The organism is Paracidovorax anthurii (genome assembly GCF_003269065.1).
Classification (GTDB): domain Bacteria; phylum Pseudomonadota; class Gammaproteobacteria; order Burkholderiales; family Burkholderiaceae_C; genus Paracidovorax; species Paracidovorax anthurii.
In genome coordinates this window covers 76,839-94,576 of sequence record NZ_QLTA01000014.1, presented here as the reverse complement: position 1 = coordinate 94,576, position 17,738 = coordinate 76,839, and the positions used below count along the sequence as shown (strand labels likewise).

Here is a 17,738-nt window from a genome sequence, read left to right as displayed (position 1 = left end):
ACCATGCGACTTTCCTCCAACGAAGCCGGCGTGGGCGCATCCCGTGGCGTGCCGTTGTTTCCGTTCGGCTCGCCCGCGGACACCCCGGCCGAACAGTTCGCCGGCTGGCTACCCTACTCCGCCTACCTGGCCGATGAACGGCTCTTCGTCAACCGGGACGGGATGGGTTTCATGCTGGAACTCATGCCGCAAAGCGGGGCGGACGAGCGCATGGCCGAGGTGCTCGTCTCCCTCTACGCCAACTGCCCCGCGGACACCGGCCTGCAGTTCCACCTCTTCGCCTCGCCCCACATCCGCCACCAGCTGCGCCAGTACACCAACCTGCGCGTGGAAGACGACGACCAGCGAGAGAAGGCCCGGGCTTGGGGGCGGCCCGTGCCGAACGAGAACCTGTTTCGCAAGCTGGCGCGCCAGCGCGTGCAGCACCTGCTGCGCGGCACGCAGGCTTCGATCACGTCGGGCTTTCACTACACCCTGCGCGACTTCCGGCTGATGCTGAGCGTGAGCGTCCCCGGCGATGCGGAAAACCTGAGCAAGCGCGAAGCCTTGCTCACGCTGCGCGACTCGATGGCCGCCACGTTGCGCTCCGCCATGCTCCCCAACCGTGTCTGCGATGCGGCCGATCTGATCAACTGGTGCGCGCTGTTCACGAACCCCGACCGGATCGCGCACTCCGACGTCGAAGACCTGAACTTCGACGACGACCGCTGGCTGCGCTACGACGACGGCCGCGAGATCCGCGACCAGATCGTGGACTTCGACACCATCCAGGACCCGCATCCTTCGGGCATCAGGCTCTGGAAGGAAACCAGCGCGGAGGTGCTGGAAGCGCGCTTCTACTCCATCAAGAGCTTCCCCGAGCGATTCGCGCTCTGGCAGATGGGCTCGCTGATCGGCGACCTGATGCAGCCGGCCCTGCAGTACAGCGCGCCCTTCCTCGTCACACTGGGCGTGCACATCCTGGACCCGAACGCCACCAAGTCGGTGGTCACGGCGAACCACGTGCGCGCCACGCAGAACGCCAGGTCGAAGATGGCCGACGTGATGCCGGACGTGCGCAAGAAGCTCGACGACTGGTCCGCGGCGGCCGATGCGATCGACACCGGCGGCAGTCTCGTGAGCCTGTACCACCAGCTCGCGATCTTCACCCACCCGGACAAGGCGGCATCGGCCCACGAAGCGGCCAACGCCATCTGGCGCGCGCGGGGCTTCCAGCTCAACGCGGACGCCTACATGCACCGCCAGGCGCTGCTCGCCAGCCTGCCGATGACGCTCACGCCCCGGATGCACAAGGACCTCGCCAAGATGCGCCGCGTCACGCGCAAGACGATGGCCAACGCGATCCACATGGCGCCGCTGATCGCCGAGTGGCGCGGCACGCGCACGCCCGCGCTGGTCTTCGGCGGGCGGCGCGGCCAGGTCATGACGCTGGACCTCTTCGACAACGACCTGGGCAACTACAACTTCGCGATCATCGGTGCGCCGGGCTCGGGCAAGTCCGTGCTCATGAACGAGCTGGCCTGGTCGTACCGCGCGATCGGCGCCAAGGTCTGGATGCTGGACCTGGGCCGCAGCTTCGAGAAGCTGTGCCGCAAGGCCCAGGGCACCTACATCGAGTTCCGGGCAGACGCCGACATCTGCCTGAACCCGTTCACGATCGTGCGCGACATCAACGAAGACATCGACATGCTCGTGCCGGGCATCGCCAAGATGTGCTCGATGCAGCACACGCTGGAGGAAGTGCAGTACAAGGCGATCTCCGCCATGGTGCTCAAGCTCTGGCGCGAGCACGGGCAGGACCTCACGATCACGGGCCTGCGCGATGCCTTCAAGACCGGCTCCATCGAAGAGCTGGGGGTGGTCAGCGACCAGCGCATCAGGGACCTCGCGATCATGCTCAATCCCTATGCCAGGGGCGGGCAGTACGAGCGCTTCTTCGAAGGCCGCGCCAACATCGATTTCAGCAACGACTTCATCGTCATCGAGAACGAGGAATTGAAGCGCCGACCGGACTTGCACGCGGTGGTCAACATCCTGCTGCTGCACCAGATCACCGGCGAGATGTACCTGACCCGAAACCGCAGGAAGGTCCTCTTCATCGATGAGCTGAAGCAGCAGCTCGGGGACATCGGCGCCGACGATCCCGTCAAGGCCGCCGTGGTCGAGGAAGCCGCGCGCCGCGCCCGCAAGTACGGTGGCGCGCTCGGCACCGCAACCCAGAGCGCCGACGACTACTACGGCTCGGCGCAGATGGAGGCTGCATTCAACTGTTCGGACTGGGTCTTCCTGCTGCGGCAGAAACCAGAGTCCATCGAGATGCTGGACCGCAAAGGGCGGCTCTCGATGGACGAGCCCAAGAAGCGGCTGCTGAACTCCCTGCGCACCGAGGCCGGCGCGTTCTCCGAGCTCTACATCTCCTCGCCGGTCGGCGAAGGCGTCGCGCGCAACATCCTCGATCCCGCGACGCACCTGCTGTTCTCGAACAAGCTCGAGGACAACGCGCCCATCGATGCACTGCGCGCGCAGGGCCTGTCGATCGACGAGGCCATCACCGAGTTGCTGCGGCAGCGGGGGCACGCGCTATGAAGGCCCTGCTGCTCCACGCGGGGGTCACGGCGCTGCTCGTGGCCGCCGGCATCGCGGCCTACGACCGCTGGGTGCTGCGTCCCGCCCTGCGGGTGGGCGTGGTGGACCTGTCCGAGGTCTACCGCGCCAAGGAAGCCCAGTTCACGCAACTGCTCACCGCGGCCTCCGCCTCCGGCTCCGACGAGGAGCGCGAACGGGCGCTGTCCCTGGCGCGCCGCTTCTCGCAGCGCCTGCCCGCCGCCCTCGACGAACTGCCACGCGAATGCGGCTGCCTGGTCGTGCTGCGGACCGCGGTGGCCGGCAGCCCGCACGCCGTCGACCTCACGCCGGCACTGCGCCGGAAGGTGGACATGCCATGACGATGGACTACGCCCCCCTCCCGCCCGGCATCCCCCCCACCCCGGCGCGGCCGCGCTGGTGGTCCCGGCGCCGCCGCGACCTGCGGGAGCTGCTGCGGCACATGCGCCGCCGCTGGATCGTCTACCTGCCGGTGTTCGCGATCTGGGGCTTCGCCTACGCACGGCTTTTCATCGACCCGACGCCCCGCGTGCCCGTGCTCTTCAACTGGACGCCCAGCCTGCCCTACCGCATGGCCCTGATGCAGTACGGCCATGCCCCGCTGCGGCGTGGCGACCTCATCGTGTTCGCCTTCGACGGCGAGGCCCAGGCGCAATACCCCGGCCTGCGGAGGCAGCCGTTTTTCAAGATCGTGCGCGGACTGCCGGGCGATGCCGTGACGCTGCAGGGGCGCCTCGTCCACGTCAACGGCGAGCCCATGGGCATCGCCAAGACCCACGCGCACGACCGCAACCCTCTCGCCCCCATCGACGCGGTGGTCATCCCCGCCGGCCACTACTACGTCCAGGGCACCAGCGCCGACAGCTTCGACTCGCGCTACCGCGAGAGCGGCCTCGTGCGCGCCGACCAGGTGCTCGGCGTCGTGGTGCCCCTTTTCTGAAGGAGATGGAGATGCCACGCGAGCCCGCCTGCTGCGCCTTGACCTGCCCCCTGATCCGGCCCCTGATCCATCGATCCATGGTCCGCCGCCACGCGCTGGCGCTGGCCGTGTGCGCACTCGCCGCCGCGCATGCGCCCCTCCTGGCGCAGACCAGCCCTGCCCGCGGGCCACTGGCGCCGGCCGGGGCGGCGGCCCCGGCCGGCACCGCACCCGGCGACAGCATGCCGCTGGCGGACTACCTGGGCCTGCTGCGGCAAATCGCGCCAGCCGCCGAGGATGGTGCGCGGACCTATCTGGCCGCGGCACGGCTGCGCTGCGGACGGGAATTGAACACGGCCGAACTGCGCCTCGCGATGGCACAGGACGGTGGCGATCCGGTTCTGATGGGCTTGATCCGGGCCGCCCACCAGCAGGACCGCGGCGCGCGCCAGCAACTCGTCGCCCAGGTCCGCTGCCCCAGCGGAGGCACGCGATGACGCCTCCTTCGGCCACGACAGCGCGACTCGCGCGCCTTGCCCGGTCCGCACTGTCCGCGATGACCACGCTCTCGGCCTTCGGGCCGGTGGTGGCGCACGCCACCGATCTGGGCACGGTCGGCCCGACCTACGAGATCGCCGAGCCCCACCTGCTGCAGATGATCGAGCAACGCCTGCGCGAGAAGGAACGCTCCGGCGAGCTCGCACGCATCGAGCAGGACGCCCGGTCCCGCGGTACGGACACCGTCCGCCGACCGCCTCCCGTCGTCGGCGTGCACGCCACCGCCACTGCCCGCACCTTCTACTTCGATCCAACCTACACGCTGGACCAGAACATCCTCGGCGCCAGGGGCGAGCTGCTGTTCGCCGCGGGCACGAAGGCCAACCCGCTGGACGTGGTCACGATGTCGCGCCACCTGCTGTTCTTCGACGCCCGCGACAGCCGCCAGGTGCGCCGCGCCCGCGAGCTGATGGCGCACTACCAGGGCAAGGTCAAGCCGGTCCTCACCGGCGGCTCGTACCTGGACCTCATGAAGTCCTGGCGCATCCCCGTGTACTACGACCAGCAGGGGCTCCTCACGCGCCGCCTGGGCATCACCCAGGTGCCGGCCCTCGTCTCGCAGGAAGGCCAGCGGCTGCGCATCGACGAGATGGAGGTTTCCCGATGAAGATCCGCCCGCTCACCGCCGCCGCCCGGTGGCTGCTTGCGCTGTCCCTGGTGCTCGGAGCCGCGGCGGTCCCGGCCACCACCTGCACCGGGAAGTTTCCGAACCCGATCACGGACATCTGCTGGAGCTGCATCCTGCCGATCAGCATCGGCGGCGCGCGCATCGGCAACTTCGGAGACCAGGAGGACATCGACAACCCGTCCAGCCCGCTGTGCACCTGCGGGGTCAATCCGGTGATCGGCCTGTCGGTCGGCTTCTGGGAACCCGCGCGCCACGTCGAGGCGGTGCGCAAGCCCTTCTGCCTGACGTCGCTCGGCGGCATCGACCTCGATCCCGGCATCCCGGCCCCAGAGGCGGCGCGCTTCACGCGACCGGAAGGCGACGGCGATGGCGGCTCGTTCTACCAGGCCCACTTCTACGTGAATCCGGTCCTTTACTACCTCGAGGCGGTCACGGACTTCCCCTGCCTGGAACGCGGCTCCTTCGACCTGGCGTACCTCACCGAGGTGGATCCGCTTTGGGCCGACGACGAGCTCACGCTGATCCTGAATCCGGATGCCACGCTCTTCGCCAATCCGGTCGCGGTGGCCGCCTGCGCGGCCGACTGCGTCGCGGCCTCGGTCGGCTTCGGCATCCGGGAACTCTTCTGGTGCGCGGGCTGCCAGGGCGCCCTCTACCCCATGAACGGCCATGCGCCCTACCACCTGGGTGGCGTGCGCACCGCCGCGCTCATGGCCCAGCGGCTCACGGCCAAGATGCACCGCGAGCTCATCGCGTGGGGCTGGCACGGCCAGCCCGGGCTGTGCGGCCCCTACTTCGCGCCGGTGATGGACAAGGCTGCCTACAAGACGCAGCTCACCTACCCCATCCCCAACACCTCCAAGGAAGCGGGCAAGTGCTGCCAGCCCTTCGGCCGCACCACCGTGGGCTGGGGCGCCGGCAAGGAGTACCCGGTGCGCGGCGAAGACTTCGCCTTCATGTTGTTCAGAAAAAGGAACTGCTGTGTCGGCTACTGAACGTCTCCGCTGCCAGGGCGGAGCTGCCCGCCTCCCGCTGGCCTCATCGCGGCTCTTCGGCCTGGTGCTGTTGGCGGGGACCGCATCGGCCATGGCCCAGGCGCCGGTGGTCACCGACGCGGACATCGAGCGCGCCCGACAGGGCCAACCCACGGTCACGGACCGGGACATCGAGGCGGCGCGCCGCAAACACGGCGTGGCGCCACCCGCTGCGGGAGGACCGTCCGCGGCGCCGCGCGGCCCGGCGATCGACGCACTGCCCCAGCCGGCCACCCGCACCCCCATCGACCTCGAGGCGCTGGCGCGCGGCTATGCGTCGCAGTCGGATGCCATGGCCGCGGCACAGGGGCTCGCCAGCGGCCCGGGACTCTTCGTCTTCGTGAGCCTGGCGATGCCACGCCCCGCGCTGGAGAAACTGATCGACCAGGCGGCACGCGCCCGGGCCTCCGTCATCCTGCGCGGCTTCGCCCGGGGCTCGCTGCGCGAAACCGTCACCCAGGTCCAGGGACTGATCGGCACGCGCCAGGTCGCTGTGCAGATCGACCCGCAGGCCTTCGACCGTTTCTCCATCGCCCGCGTGCCCAGCTTCGTGCTGGTGCGCGATGGAACGCGGCCGGTGTCGTGCGCCGCGGGCACCTGCGCGCCACCGGAAGGCTTCCTGCGGGTCGCCGGCGATGTCAGCCTGGACTATGCGCTGGAGCACATGCAGCGCGCCGCGCCCGCTTTCAGCACCGAGGCCAGGCCCTTTCTCGACCGCCTCCGCCCGTCAGCGGCGACGAAGCCCGTAGGTCGGTAGGGGTCGCCCATGTCGAGGAGCATCATGCCCCACCTGAAGCGCGCGATCGTGTGGTTCACGCTGGGCTGCTTCGTCGCGACCCATGCCGGCGCCCAGGTGGGGCCACATGCGGAAGGCACGGCCGCCGGGCAGGCGGCCAACCCCGTGATCCGCGGCAACATCACCACACCCAGCGCATCGACCGTGGTGCCTGGCTACACCGCGACGCCACCGGAGCGCCTGTACCACGGCCAACCGAATCTTTCCGGGCAGACCAGCGCGCGGCTGGCGGCCTGCGCCACCACGCCCAACGATACCGTGTGCCAGGCCCTGCTGGGCGCCCGGGCTTCGGCCAACACCCCGCGCGACCCCGTCTCGCCCTACGACCCGGCGGTGCTGGGCGCGCGCCGTGTGGCGGGCAATCCCTCGACGGCGCTGGAGGACATCGCGAGCTTCTACAGCGGCTGCCAGGTGGACACGTGGGCCACACCCGGGTCGCAGACGCGGGTGTGCCGCCAGTACACCGGCACGACCGCGCAGTCCTGCGCGCGCACGCTGTCGGTATCGATTTCGCGCACGAGCAGTTGCCCGCCGGGCGAATGGTTCGCGCAGGCCGCCTCCGGAAGCTCGGCCCTGGCCGTGCAGTGCAAGCCGGACCTGCCCGCCTCCGCGCAGCACCTGCGGGTCACGAACGGCGGCGTCCCGCTGGCCTTCTTCGACGTCGACATGACGACGGCGCTGGTCTTCCCGCAGTGGGTCGCGCCCCTGCCGGACACGCCATGGTGGGCCGGCGGGCGCAACGGCGTGTGGGTGGCCAACAACCGGTGCGCAGGCGACAGCTGCCGCCTCACGGGCTTCATCGCCCAGGAGTACCGCCAGATCTGCACCGGCGGCGGCGGGGATGGCGGCGACTCGGCCTGCACGACCGAGCGCCCCTTCCTCGAGGTCTACGCCGCCTGCCCGGCCGGCACGCAAAGCGGCGACCACATCGTCCACACCACCGACAGTGGTGGCGACGGCAGCAACAGCCAGACGGTCTATCTGGAGCAGACCACCTGCTATGCGCCGACGCGGCAGCCGTCCGAACACTTCGGCACCGACGTCACGGGCACGGTATCGGGCTTCTATTGGACGGCGCATTCCAACCGGCCCATCGTGGGTTTCCGGCTGAACCCGGCCTATGGTCCCATCCCGCAGATGTCGCTGGCCTACGAGCGGCCGCACACGACCGTCACCGAGTCCGACCATTGGGATGATCAGTGCGCGGCGCGGGCCAGCGACGGGCGATGCGCCGTGACGGGGGCCGCGCGCTGCGTCGACGGGCCGGCCACCAAGGCGGTCGACGGCGCTCCGGTCACCCGGGCCTGCTGGCGCTACGAGACCTCGCTGTCCTGCCAGTTCGCGGGCGCCACCGACGAATGCGCACCGCTGGCCGCCGCGGGCTGCACGCCCTCGGGCAGCACCTGCCGGCAGATGAACCCGGCCACGGGCACCTGCGAGATCACAGAGAACACCTACCGCTGCCCGGTGCCCGCGGGCACGGCGACGGCGGCACGCAACTGCCCCGCCGACGTGTTCTGCATCGCGGGCAGCTGCTTCAACACGACCTACACGAACGACGCGGACTTCGCGCGCTCGATGTCCTTCCTGGAGGCCGCACGGGAAGCCGGTGTCTACCTCGACACCGACCACCTCCAGGTCTTCAAGGGCGAAGCCAACCGCTGCCGAGACCGGCTGCTCGCCAACTGCTGCCGCAGCGATCCTGCGGGCAGCGGCATGAGCAACCAGAGCCTGTTCGGCGTGGGCTCCCGGCTGGTGTTCGACGCGCTCATGAATTCGGGCAACCGCGAGTTCCTCTACCAGGGCATGCAGGCCCTGCTGATGGGCGGCGGGTTCAGCGGCAGCTTCACCAGCTACGGCGTCACGGTGGCGGTGAACGGCACCGCGTTGCCCGCCGGTTCGGCCGTGCTCTATTCCGGCGAGAGCCTCGTCGTCGCCTTCGATCCCTGGAGCCTGGCGATCGCCATCGTCATCTACATCGTGATGTCCGCGATGTCGTGCGACGAGGAGGAAGGCAAGCTCGCGATGAAGGAAGGCGCGCGGCTGTGCCATTCGGTCGGCACCTACTGTTCCTCCTGCATCCGGGTGCTGGGCCGCTGCGTCTCGTGCATCACGCACACGACCGGCAAGTGCTGCTTCAACTCGGTGCTGGCGCGCGTCATCAACGAGCAAGGCCGGATGCAGGTCGGCAAGGGCTGGGGCACCGCACAGGCCCCGGACTGCTCGGGCTTCACGATCGCCCAGCTGCAAAGCCTGGACTTCGCGCGCATGGACCTGACCGAGTTCTATGCCTCCATCGTGCCGCGCATGCCCGACGCCGGCGCGATGCAGGGCGACGCCGCCGGCCGCGCGGCCAATTGCTACTACGGAGAAGGTAGATGCCAATGAAGCCCGCCCCGCGCATCGCGACCACCTGCCTGTGGGCCGCGCTCGCCCTTTCCCCGGCCGCCGGCGCCGCGCCCGTACGCACCCCAGTCCCCGACGCCCGCCCCGTGCTGCTGGCGGCGCTGCGGGCCGCAGATGGCACGGCCCACGGCGTGCTGACCGGCGAGGTCGCAGATGCGATCTCCCGGCACTTCGAGGCCACCTCTGCGATCTACATCGACGTCACGACCGAGAAGCGCTACCGCGAGCCAGGATGCAGCCGCCTGAAGGTGCGGTTCTGGCAGGAGGGCGTGAAGCTGCCCGGCGTGGCCGCGCCGCGCAGGCAGACGATCGATTTCGGGATCAACTACTGCGCCACGGGGCTGCCACCCCGATCGCTGCTGTGAGCGCGCGATGGCGAACCATCACCTCCGAACATCTCTGGCACTGCTGCTGAGCCTCGTGCTGGCGCCGCTCTGCGATGCGGTATGGGCGCAGGGCTCCGGCGCGGCGCCCGCGCACGACGATGCCACCCGCGCCTACTGGTCCGACCGCTGGCGGGGTTGGCACTTCTACGAAGATCCTCCGCGGGAGGAAGTCGAGCCGCCATCGCGCCCCGCCCCGGCCGCGGCGCCCCGAACGGCTGCGCCGCCGCGCCCGCCCGAGCTGGTGGAGTTCGAACGGCTCCAGAAGACCCTCGAGGACCTGCGCAACATCGCCATCATGCGGCCGAGCGAGGCCAACGTGCGCCGCTACATGGAACTGGAGATGCAGGTCGTGAACCGCGCCTCCTACTTCGCCGACGTCGCACAGCGCGTGGCCTGGGCCACGCCCGAACTCGATCCGACGCTGCAGGGCCGACCCGTGAATGCGCAGGCGCTGGAAGTCTTCGAGCGGCAGCAGCGCACCGACCGCTCCACCTCGGTGGCTACGCTGGGGCGCGACCACGTGCTGTTCTTCTTCTACCGCTCGGACTGTCCGTATTGCCACGCGTTCGCGCCCACGCTGCAGGCCTTCGAGGCGCGCCATGGCATCCAGGTCGTCGCCGTGAGCGTCGACGGGGGGCCCATGCCGGGCTTCCCGCGCGCGCGTCCCGACAACGGAATTGCCACCGCCCTGCAGGTCACCCAGGTGCCCGCCGTCTTCCTCGCCCAGCCCGCCACCGGAAAGATCACTCCGATCGGTGCCGGCGTGCTGTCGGAGTCGCAGTTGCTGGAACGGATTTCGATCGTGTCCTCGCCCGCCGGCGAGGCGCTGCTGCCCGGCGCCACGCGGCGCCTGTCCCTGCCCTAGGAGGTCGCCATGCCCTTCCTGCCCTGCTTCGCCCGCCGCCGCAAGGCCACCGCGCTGGCCGCCTGCCTGGCGCTCCTCTGCGCGGCCCCGCCCAGCCGCGCCGACCTCAACAGCGAGGTCAACGACATGTTCAACAACCTGGGCGCCATCGGCAACTACACGGCGCCGGGCGCCTTCCGGGGACAGACCTACAACACCTACACCGGTGGCTCGCTGATGATGCGCTCGCCCAACAAGGTCTACCAGCTCGCAGCCATCCAGTTCCCGAGCGCCAAGGCCGGCTGCGGCGGGATCGACGTCTTCGGGGGCAGCTTCAGCCACATCTCCGCGCAGGAGTTCAAGAACCTCCTGCGCAACATCACGGCCGCGCTCCCAGGCATCGCGTTCCAGCTCGCGCTCGAGGCCGTCTCGCCGCTGCTGGGCGGCCTGACCAAATGGGCCAAGGGCCTGGAGACCTGGATCAACAACGCCCGCATCAACTCGTGCGAGACGGCCAAGGCCATCGTCAGCACGGCCGCCGAGGCCGTGGGCTACAGCTCCCAGGAAAGCTGCTCCGACCTCGCGATGGAGATGGGCCTGGAGAGCGACCGCGACGCGGCGCGGCGGCGCTGCGCGACCGACCGGCCCGGCATCTTGTCCTCCGCGCGATCCTCGGGCGACGCGAACGTGCGCAACAAGGCCCCGTTCGTCGGCAACCTGACCTGGAAGGCGCTGCAGCACGCGGGCGCCTACCTGGACGACTCCGGGCGGGAACTGATCATGAGCATGGTCGGCACCGTCATCTACTACCCCGAGGAGTCGGGGCGCGACCCCGAACCCATCGCGCCCACCCTGACCTCCATCAGCCAGTTGCTCTACGGCCAGGCCGCGGGCTCCGGCACGAACGTCGTCCAGCACCTGCTGCGCTGCAACGACACCACGAACTGCGACGGGGTCTCTCTCAACACGGCGTACAACCACGTGCCGTTCACCGCGCGCGTGGAAACCATGATGCGATCGATCGCCGACCGCATCGCCACGCGCACGCCCATCCCCAACAACTCGGCCGAAGTCGGCTTCGTGAACCAGACCACCGAGCCGGTGTACAAGATGCTCTCCATCGGCACCAGCATCCCGGGCTCAGGGCTCGCCGACAGCCTGATCGGCCAGTACCGCGACGTGATCGCCGCCGACTACGCCTACGTCCTTCTGGAACGCAACCTGAGGGTCGGCATGGCGGCCCTGGCCAAGGACTTCACGCTGCAGCAGCACCAGCGCGATCAGGCCCACCAGATCCGTCAACGCGCCCAGGCACTCCTGCTGCTGCTCTCCCAGGAGAAAAACCTGCTGTACCAGAAGGTCGGCTCGTTCCGCGCCGTGGCGAGCCACCTGGAGCAACTGGAGCGCCAACTGCGCTCGAGCATGCCCCAGCACGTCATGGACATGCTGGGCCAGCAGGCGGCCTACGGATCGCGCTGAACGCCCTGCCAACACAGAACCAATGGAGGGGTGCCGCCATGTGGGAAATCTACGCCTACCAGAACGCGGACAGCCTGTTCGGCGTATTCAACGCGGCCGCGGCCATCCATGCGTCGAGCGACTACTCCGCGGCCGTCGCGGCGGTGGCTTTCTGCGGCTTTGTCGCTGCCCTGATCGCCTACGCCTTCGCCCCCGAAAAGCTCCAGGGCTGGAAATGGCTGGCCACCGTGGTGCTGGTCTTCGGCATCCTGATCGTGCCAAGGGTCACGGTGGGCATCGTGGACCGCACCGGGGGCTCGGCCGTGCGCGTGGTCGACAACGTGCCCTTCGGCGTCGCGGTGTTGGGCAGCCTCACCAGCACGATCGGGCACACCCTCACCGGCCTCTTCGAGACGGCCTTCCAGGTAATCCCGGGCATGGGGGCATTGCCGGCGGAACTCTCCTACGAGCGCAACGGGCTGATGTTCGGCAACCGCCTCGTGCGCGAGACCGGCAACGTGGTGTTCCAGGACCCGGCCTTCCGCACCGATCTGGTCAACTTCATCCACAACTGCACGACCTATGACCTGATCGATGGCACGCTCGATCCGGCCACCTTCTCCACATCGGATGACGTCTGGCCCTTGATGGCCTCACCCAATCCGGCACGCTTCAGCACGCTGACCCGTGCCGGCGGCGCCGTGGGCGTAGACACCTGTCCCAACGTCTATCTGGGCCTGAACGGCCGGCTGCCGGCGCAGATCCAGCGCATCCAGGGCAGGCTGGCCTTCCAGCTCAACCCGACACTTCCCGGCACCGCTGCGGCGGCCGCGATCGCAGGCCAGATCCAGCAGGCCTACCTCAAAAACAGCATCGCCAACGCTTCGGCCACGGCCGCCGACATCATCCGCCAGAACGCGATGCTCAACGCCCTGGAAGACACCGGCAAGATCGTGGGGCAGAAGGTCAACGACCCCGCGGCCATGGTGCTGGCCGTGGGCCGGGCACAGGCCGTCGCGCAGATGAACGCCTCGTGGCTCAACTTCGGCAAGGTGGCCGAGCAGGCGCTGCCGGTGCTGCGCAACGTGATCGAGGCGGTCACCTACGCCCTCTTCCCGCTCTTCGTGCTGCTGCTCCTGCTGACCAGCGGCCGCGAGACCATGCTGGCCTTCAAAGGCTATGCGACGATCCTGATCTGGATCCAGCTGTGGCCGCCGCTCTACGCGATCCTCAACTACATGGCCTCGGTCTACGCCGCCTACGACCTGGCGGCGGCCGCGGACCTGGGCTCCGGGGCCAAAGCGCTGGCACTGCAGACGTCTTCGGTGATCTACTCGCGCGCGCTGTCGGGCGAGGCCGTCGTCGGCTATCTCGCGATCAGCATCCCGTTCATCGCCTGGGCCGCGCTCAAGCGCATGGAAAACTTCGGCACCGCATTGGTCGGAGGTCTGTCCGGCTTGCAGGCCACCCTCTCGGGATCCACCGCGGCCTCCACCGTGGGCAACACCTCGCTGGGCAACGTGTCGATGGACCAGATGCAGCTCGCGCCGAACCGCACTTCGGCGTTCATGGGCAGTTGGCAGAACGACCTGAGCGGCAACACCTTCACCGCCAGCGCACTCAGCGGAACGACGGCGGTAAGCCTGCTGCGCAACCAGGGCTTCGCGTCGCGGGTTGTCTCGATGCGGGTGTCCGAACAGGACGTGCAGGACGCGAGCCGGCAGGTGGATGCGGCGCGCAGTGAGTCGGTCGCGGCCAGCAACGAGCGCTCGGCGATGCTCGCGGAAGCGTTCACCAAGGGCGTGACCAAGCTGCGGTCTTCGCGCAGCAGCTCCGGCTCGACGTCGAGCAGCTTCGAGCAGTTCGGCGAAACACTCAACCGTCTGGACCAGATCAGCAAGAGCGTGGCCGACTCCACCGGCCTCTCGCAATCACAGGTCGCTCGCATCGCACTTGGCGCGTCGGGGCGTTTGGGCATCAGTTCACCCATAGCCGGAGTATCTGGCAACGCCACTGCCGACAAGAGCTACGCATCGAGCCTTTCAGCGGAAGAGCGTCGTGTCGTCGGCAGCATGACAAGCGATCAACTCGCCGAATTCAAGCAGTTCGGCGACCGGGCATCTCAGGACAGGAGCTTCATGAACGTCATCGCCAGCGATGCACGTGATGCGCAAGACCTCTCCGCCCGTCTGTCGTCAACAGCTGCACGCTCGGAGCGCGCCGACGCCAGCCTCTCGGAGCGGAGCGCCTTCGCAGAACGCGTCTCCACCGCCTACGAGCGAGGCGAGACCATCTCCATCGACATTGCCCAGGACCCGCACAACCTCGCCATGTTCACCCGTTACGCCGAGCAGTACGGGGGCAACAGTGCCTCCGCACGCGTGCTGATGGAGGCGGAACTGGCCCGCCAGTCTTTGCGTCCCCAGAGCGTTTTCTCGGACGGGACTGCGGTTCCCACGGCCTTTGGCGAACTTCAAGCTCAGCATCTGCGGCACTCCAGCGATCCGGATTTGACGCCCGATCTTGCTGCGCGCCACCATTCGAACCAGGGTGCCGTGCGTCGATTCGGTGGTACTGCGCAACCCGCATCGGACACGGTCGTTCCTTCGTCGATGCGAGGCACTATTCGCGAGGAAGGGGAGCGGATCCGTGCAGCTACGTCAGCCGATCAAGGAACGTTCGATCGAAAGGCGCAGATCACGAAGACACCCGACGGGACCCTTGCGTCCAAGCGCTCGCTGATGAAGCAGTCCGTCAATCAGGTGAAAGAAGACGCAGCACCTCTCATCAACGATGCCAAGAATGCTGTGAAGGACGCTCTCAAGAAGTAGTTGCCCTAACCAATCCGGTCAGGGTCGAACATGTGCTTATCCGGTTCGGCGTCAGGCATCCGCGTGAAGGGTGGCTGTCCCTTGTCTCGCCAAAAGTTGGCCGCCAGATCACGGCTGGACGTACCCATCCCAGGGATAGGCTCAACCTCCTCTTCAGTTCGCCACTGGTGCCGGAACTTCGCCTGACGCTTGCCAATCTGCGACAGCCCACCTCCAATCGCCCCGCCGAACATTGCGCCCACGGTCATCATGCCGACCCGTAGGCCCCAGTCATCATTACTAGCAGACAGATATCCAGCGCCGATGCCCAGCAGCAGGAAGAAAAAGAAGATGGCTTTTCGCATAGAGCCTCCTGGACAGAACCCTACCAGCGGTGCGCTCGATGTCAATCGCAACGCCCTGTTGCTCCGCAACTGCCACAACTGTTCACCGCCCGCGATCGCTGGCATCGTGCAGGCGCACCGAATTCATTGCGAGTCCTGCCCGCCCTCCCGCTCGCCCCCATACTTGAGCAGCACTCGTGAAAGCGCCAGGATGTTTGCCTCCGGAGCATCCTTGCGCCAGACCAGCCGCGTCATGGCCCGGTTGAACTTGGGCGGCAGGGGGTGGACACTCAGACGCGATCGCTCTACATAGGTGCTCAGAACGCTGCGCGGCATGAGCGCAACGCCCATGCCCACCGCGGCGCATCCCAGGATCAGATGGTAGGAGCCCACCTCCACGACACGTTTGGGCTTCAAGCGCGAGCGCCCGAACCAGTCCTCCAGGCGCTGGCGGTGAGGACAGCCAGGATGGAAGGCCAGAATCGTCTTGGATGGAACATCCTTGGGCGAGGCAATGGGCGGGTGCCGGGCCTCGGCCACAAGTACGAGTTCCTCTTCATAGATCGCCATCGCGTTGAGGCGCTTGTCCGTCATGGGATCGGCGATCAGCGCCGTATCCAGTTCGCCCTTCAACACCCGTTGGATCAGTTCGCGCGGGTCGTCGGAGTACAGCTCCAGCGTCACATCGGGGTACATCTCGTGAAACAGCCCCAGCGGCTGCGGGAGACGCACGGCAGCCGTGCTTTCCATTGCTCCAAGTCGCAACAGGCCCTTGGGCCGGTCGTTGCGCGTGGCTTCCGAAGCTTCCTGCGCCAGGTCGATCAGGCGCGCTGCATAGTCCATCAGCACCTTGCCGGCCGGAGAAAGCTGCAGTGACCGCCCTTCCCGGATGAACAGCGAGACGCCCAGCTTTTCCTCCAGCTGCTGAATGCGCACGGTGATGCTGGACTGAGCGCGATGCATCGCCTCGGCAGCCTTGTTGATGCCTCCCGCATGCACAACAGCCAGAAACGTCCGCAGCTCCGACAGCTCCAACATATCGGCATCTCCGAATTATTTGTTCTCAACAATTCATTTTACGAGATAGACGCATGTGCCTACATTGGCTCTCCATATGAATCTCGACTACCAGAGGTGGTGATGAAAATCAGTGTGATCGGAATCGGTGTCATGGGCGAACCCATCGCCCGCAATCTGCAAAAGGCGGGCATGGACGTCACGGTCTATTGCCGCACGCCGGCCACGCGGCAGGCGTTTGAAGGCAGCGGCATTGCCACCGCTGACTCCGCAACGCAGGCCATCACGGTCAGTGACACGGTGATCCTGCTGGTGCCCAGCGGACAGGAGGTGGATCAGGTGTTGGGGTGCGATGCACGCGGCCACATCTCCGCCCCTCTGCAGGACAAGACCGTCATCCTCATGGCGACCGTTGCCCCTTCCTACTCACTCGCGCTGGCCCGTGCCGTACAGAAGGCCGGCGGTCGCTACATCGAAGCGCCTTTGTCGGGTTCGCGAAAGCCTGCAGAAACAGGCCAGTTGGTCGTGCTTGCCTCGGCCACCAACGAAGCCTGGATCGACGACGCCATGCCGGTGTTCGATGCCATCGGCAAGAAGACCGTTCGTTGCGGGGCGGTGCCCACGGCCATGCGCATGAAGCTGGCCAACCAGCTTCTGCTGGTCGCCACCTTCGAGGCCATCTCGGAGGCGACGCACTTCGCGCGCGAGTCAGGGCTCGATGTCGATCTTTTCATCGACATGGCACTCGCCGGCCCCTTGGCCAATGACGTGTTGCGCATGAAAGCGCCCAAGCTGCTAGCGGACGACTTCGCACAGCAGGCACCGATCCGCCATGTGTCCAAGGACATTGGACTGGTCTGCGATGAAGCCGAGCTGCGAGGCCTGTGGGTGCCGATCGCGCAGGCCAATCGCGATCTGTTCAAAAAGGCGATGCAGCGAGGACTGGCCAATGACGATGCGATCGGCATCGTCAAGGTACTGCGTGAAAAGGCGGAACTGTGAGCACGTCGGCGACTGCTTCGTCCACCCCCACGTTGAGCAGAACCACCATCGGTGTCCTCTGCGGCCTGGCAGTGGCCTTGATCTGGTCGGGATGGTCGGTCGCCACGCGCTTTGCGGTGAAGACCACGCTGGCACCGGCCGATGTGACAATGCTGCGCTTCGGCGTTTCGGCGCTGTTCCTGTGGCCCATCCTGCTGCGCCAGGGCGCGGGAATGCAGAAGATCGGCATCGGGAAGATCTGCATCATGCTGATCGGCGCCGGCGTGCCCTTCATGATGGCCGCCTCCATCGGCATGCGCTTCGCGCCGGCCTCCCATGTCGCCACGCTGATGATCGGGTCCATGCCGATCTGGGTAGCACTGCTGTCCGCGGTCTTGTACGGTGAACGCTTCAGCCGCACACAGGTGTTCGGTCTGCTCACGGTCATCGCCGGAGCGGCTTGCATGGGCGGCTATGCGCTGATCGCCAACCGTGCGCAAGGTGAATGGCGCGGCGACCTGCTGTTCCTCTGCGGTGGACTGCTTTTCGCGAGCTACACGGTTACGCAGCGACGCTCGGGCATCAGCCCATGGCAGGCAACGGCACTGGTGAACGTGGGGTCGGCGTTGATCTTCGCACCCATCTACTTCCTGTTCCTGAGTCCCGCCATCTTCACCGCGCCGGTGCGCGACGTGCTGTTCCAGGTCGTGGCCCAGGGGATCTGCGTCGCCATCCTTGCCATGTTCTTCTACGCCGAGGCCGTGCGGCGGCTGGGAGCACCACGCGCTGCGATCTTCGGCGCGCTGGCTCCAGCACTGGCGGTGCTGATGGGCATGCCGCTACTCGGCGAGTTCCCAAGCGGTGGCACCGTGGCCGGGATTGCACTGGTGATGGGGGGCGTGCTGCTGGTGGTGACGGGAGCCAAACCGAAACCTGCCTGACAACGTTCGCTG

General features: G+C 67.5%; 16 protein-coding genes. 14 read left to right on the top strand and 2 right to left on the bottom strand.

From position 1 onward, the window contains the following. Positions 1–3 precede the first annotated feature (3 nt). The 12 genes from traC (at position 4) to AX018_RS09315 (ending at position 14,464) form a co-directional block, all read left to right on the top strand. Positions 4–2,586, top strand: coding sequence for a type IV secretion system protein TraC (gene traC, locus AX018_RS09370; RefSeq protein WP_111877021.1), 2,583 nt, complete (start codon positions 4–6; stop codon positions 2,584–2,586). After that, positions 2,583–2,945, top strand: coding sequence for a hypothetical protein (locus AX018_RS09365; RefSeq protein ID WP_111877020.1), 363 nt, complete (start codon positions 2,583–2,585; stop codon positions 2,943–2,945). The genes traC and AX018_RS09365 overlap by 4 nt, the downstream gene beginning before the upstream one ends. Further along, complete coding sequence (traF, locus tag AX018_RS09360) at positions 2,942–3,544, top strand: conjugative transfer signal peptidase TraF (protein WP_245951494.1); 603 nt, start codon at positions 2,942–2,944, stop codon at positions 3,542–3,544. Before AX018_RS09365 ends, traF (AX018_RS09360) begins: the two co-directional genes overlap by 4 nt. Before the next feature lie 11 nt (positions 3,545–3,555). Then, positions 3,556–4,020 carry a hypothetical protein gene (locus AX018_RS09355; protein WP_245951493.1) on the top strand — a complete coding sequence of 155 codons (465 nt, stop codon included), beginning with the start codon at positions 3,556–3,558 and terminating at the stop codon, positions 4,018–4,020. Between the two features lie 59 nt (positions 4,021–4,079). Next, positions 4,080–4,688 carry a type-F conjugative transfer system protein TraW gene (gene traW, locus AX018_RS09350; protein ID WP_111877018.1) on the top strand — a complete coding sequence of 203 codons (609 nt, stop codon included), beginning with the start codon at positions 4,080–4,082 and terminating at the stop codon, positions 4,686–4,688. Then, entirely contained in the window at positions 4,685–5,704 is a 1,020-nt protein-coding gene (locus tag AX018_RS09345; protein ID WP_111877017.1) for a TraU family protein, read from the top strand. Before traW ends, AX018_RS09345 begins: the two co-directional genes overlap by 4 nt. Before the next feature lie 91 nt (positions 5,705–5,795). Next, positions 5,796–6,500, top strand: coding sequence for a type-F conjugative transfer system pilin assembly protein TrbC (gene trbC, locus AX018_RS09340; protein WP_111877016.1), 705 nt, complete (start codon positions 5,796–5,798; stop codon positions 6,498–6,500). Positions 6,501–6,524: 24 nt separating this feature from the next. Then, positions 6,525–8,927 carry a type-F conjugative transfer system mating-pair stabilization protein TraN gene (gene traN / locus AX018_RS09335; RefSeq protein WP_245951491.1) on the top strand — a complete coding sequence of 801 codons (2,403 nt, stop codon included), beginning with the start codon at positions 6,525–6,527 and terminating at the stop codon, positions 8,925–8,927. Beyond that, on the top strand, positions 8,918–9,310 hold the full coding sequence (locus AX018_RS09330) for a hypothetical protein (protein ID WP_245951490.1): 393 nt from the start codon (positions 8,918–8,920) through the stop codon (positions 9,308–9,310). The genes traN and AX018_RS09330 overlap by 10 nt, the downstream gene beginning before the upstream one ends. A gap of 7 nt (positions 9,311–9,317) precedes the next feature. Beyond that, positions 9,318–10,196 carry a conjugal transfer protein TraF gene (gene traF, locus AX018_RS09325; protein WP_111877014.1) on the top strand — a complete coding sequence of 293 codons (879 nt, stop codon included), beginning with the start codon at positions 9,318–9,320 and terminating at the stop codon, positions 10,194–10,196. A 9-nt stretch (positions 10,197–10,205) separates the two neighbouring features. Then, the gene (locus AX018_RS09320) at positions 10,206–11,654 is read left to right on the top strand and encodes a conjugal transfer protein TraH (RefSeq protein ID WP_111877013.1); all 1,449 of its coding nucleotides are present in this window, start codon (positions 10,206–10,208) and stop codon (positions 11,652–11,654) included. A gap of 38 nt (positions 11,655–11,692) precedes the next feature. After that, the gene (locus tag AX018_RS09315) at positions 11,693–14,464 is read left to right on the top strand and encodes a conjugal transfer protein TraG N-terminal domain-containing protein (RefSeq protein ID WP_111877012.1); all 2,772 of its coding nucleotides are present in this window, start codon (positions 11,693–11,695) and stop codon (positions 14,462–14,464) included. Positions 14,465–14,469: 5 nt separating this feature from the next. Here the strand turns inward: AX018_RS09315 and AX018_RS09310 are convergent, their stop codons facing one another. Continuing rightward, entirely contained in the window at positions 14,470–14,808 is a 339-nt protein-coding gene (locus AX018_RS09310; protein WP_111877011.1) for a hypothetical protein, read from the bottom strand. 123 nt (positions 14,809–14,931) lie between these two features. Further along, entirely contained in the window at positions 14,932–15,825 is an 894-nt protein-coding gene (locus tag AX018_RS09305; RefSeq protein WP_111877010.1) for a LysR family transcriptional regulator, read from the bottom strand. Between the two features lie 102 nt (positions 15,826–15,927). Here AX018_RS09305 and AX018_RS24735 point away from each other — a divergent pair, with 102 nt between their 5' ends. Beyond that, on the top strand, positions 15,928–16,806 hold the full coding sequence (locus AX018_RS24735; protein ID WP_170146221.1) for an NAD(P)-dependent oxidoreductase: 879 nt from the start codon (positions 15,928–15,930) through the stop codon (positions 16,804–16,806). Positions 16,807–16,838: 32 nt separating this feature from the next. Further along, positions 16,839–17,726: a DMT family transporter gene (locus tag AX018_RS09295; protein ID WP_111877009.1), complete on the top strand. Its 888-nt coding sequence runs from the start codon at positions 16,839–16,841 to the stop codon at positions 17,724–17,726. Positions 17,727–17,738 lie beyond the last annotated feature (12 nt).

What these genes read in the sequence shown, in the direction of transcription:
- traC (WP_111877021.1), top strand. Translation starts at nt 4, where the DNA reads ATGCGACTTTCCTCCAACGAAGCCGGCGTGGGCGCATCCCGTGGCGTG.
- AX018_RS09365 (WP_111877020.1), top strand. Translation starts at nt 2,583, where the DNA reads ATGAAGGCCCTGCTGCTCCACGCGGGGGTCACGGCGCTGCTCGTGGCC.
- traF (WP_245951494.1), top strand. Translation starts at nt 2,942, where the DNA reads ATGACGATGGACTACGCCCCCCTCCCGCCCGGCATCCCCCCCACCCCG.
- AX018_RS09355 (WP_245951493.1), top strand. Translation starts at nt 3,556, where the DNA reads ATGCCACGCGAGCCCGCCTGCTGCGCCTTGACCTGCCCCCTGATCCGG.
- traW (WP_111877018.1), top strand. Translation starts at nt 4,080, where the DNA reads ATGACCACGCTCTCGGCCTTCGGGCCGGTGGTGGCGCACGCCACCGAT.
- AX018_RS09345 (WP_111877017.1), top strand. Translation starts at nt 4,685, where the DNA reads ATGAAGATCCGCCCGCTCACCGCCGCCGCCCGGTGGCTGCTTGCGCTG.
- trbC (WP_111877016.1), top strand. Translation starts at nt 5,796, where the DNA reads ATGGCCCAGGCGCCGGTGGTCACCGACGCGGACATCGAGCGCGCCCGA.
- traN (WP_245951491.1), top strand. Translation starts at nt 6,525, where the DNA reads ATGCCCCACCTGAAGCGCGCGATCGTGTGGTTCACGCTGGGCTGCTTC.
- AX018_RS09330 (WP_245951490.1), top strand. Translation starts at nt 8,918, where the DNA reads ATGCCAATGAAGCCCGCCCCGCGCATCGCGACCACCTGCCTGTGGGCC.
- traF (WP_111877014.1), top strand. Translation starts at nt 9,318, where the DNA reads ATGGCGAACCATCACCTCCGAACATCTCTGGCACTGCTGCTGAGCCTC.
- AX018_RS09320 (WP_111877013.1), top strand. Translation starts at nt 10,206, where the DNA reads ATGCCCTTCCTGCCCTGCTTCGCCCGCCGCCGCAAGGCCACCGCGCTG.
- AX018_RS09315 (WP_111877012.1), top strand. Translation starts at nt 11,693, where the DNA reads ATGTGGGAAATCTACGCCTACCAGAACGCGGACAGCCTGTTCGGCGTA.
- AX018_RS09310 (WP_111877011.1), bottom strand. Translation starts at nt 14,808, where the DNA reads ATGCGAAAAGCCATCTTCTTTTTCTTCCTGCTGCTGGGCATCGGCGCT.
- AX018_RS09305 (WP_111877010.1), bottom strand. Translation starts at nt 15,825, where the DNA reads ATGTTGGAGCTGTCGGAGCTGCGGACGTTTCTGGCTGTTGTGCATGCG.
- AX018_RS24735 (WP_170146221.1), top strand. Translation starts at nt 15,928, where the DNA reads ATGAAAATCAGTGTGATCGGAATCGGTGTCATGGGCGAACCCATCGCC.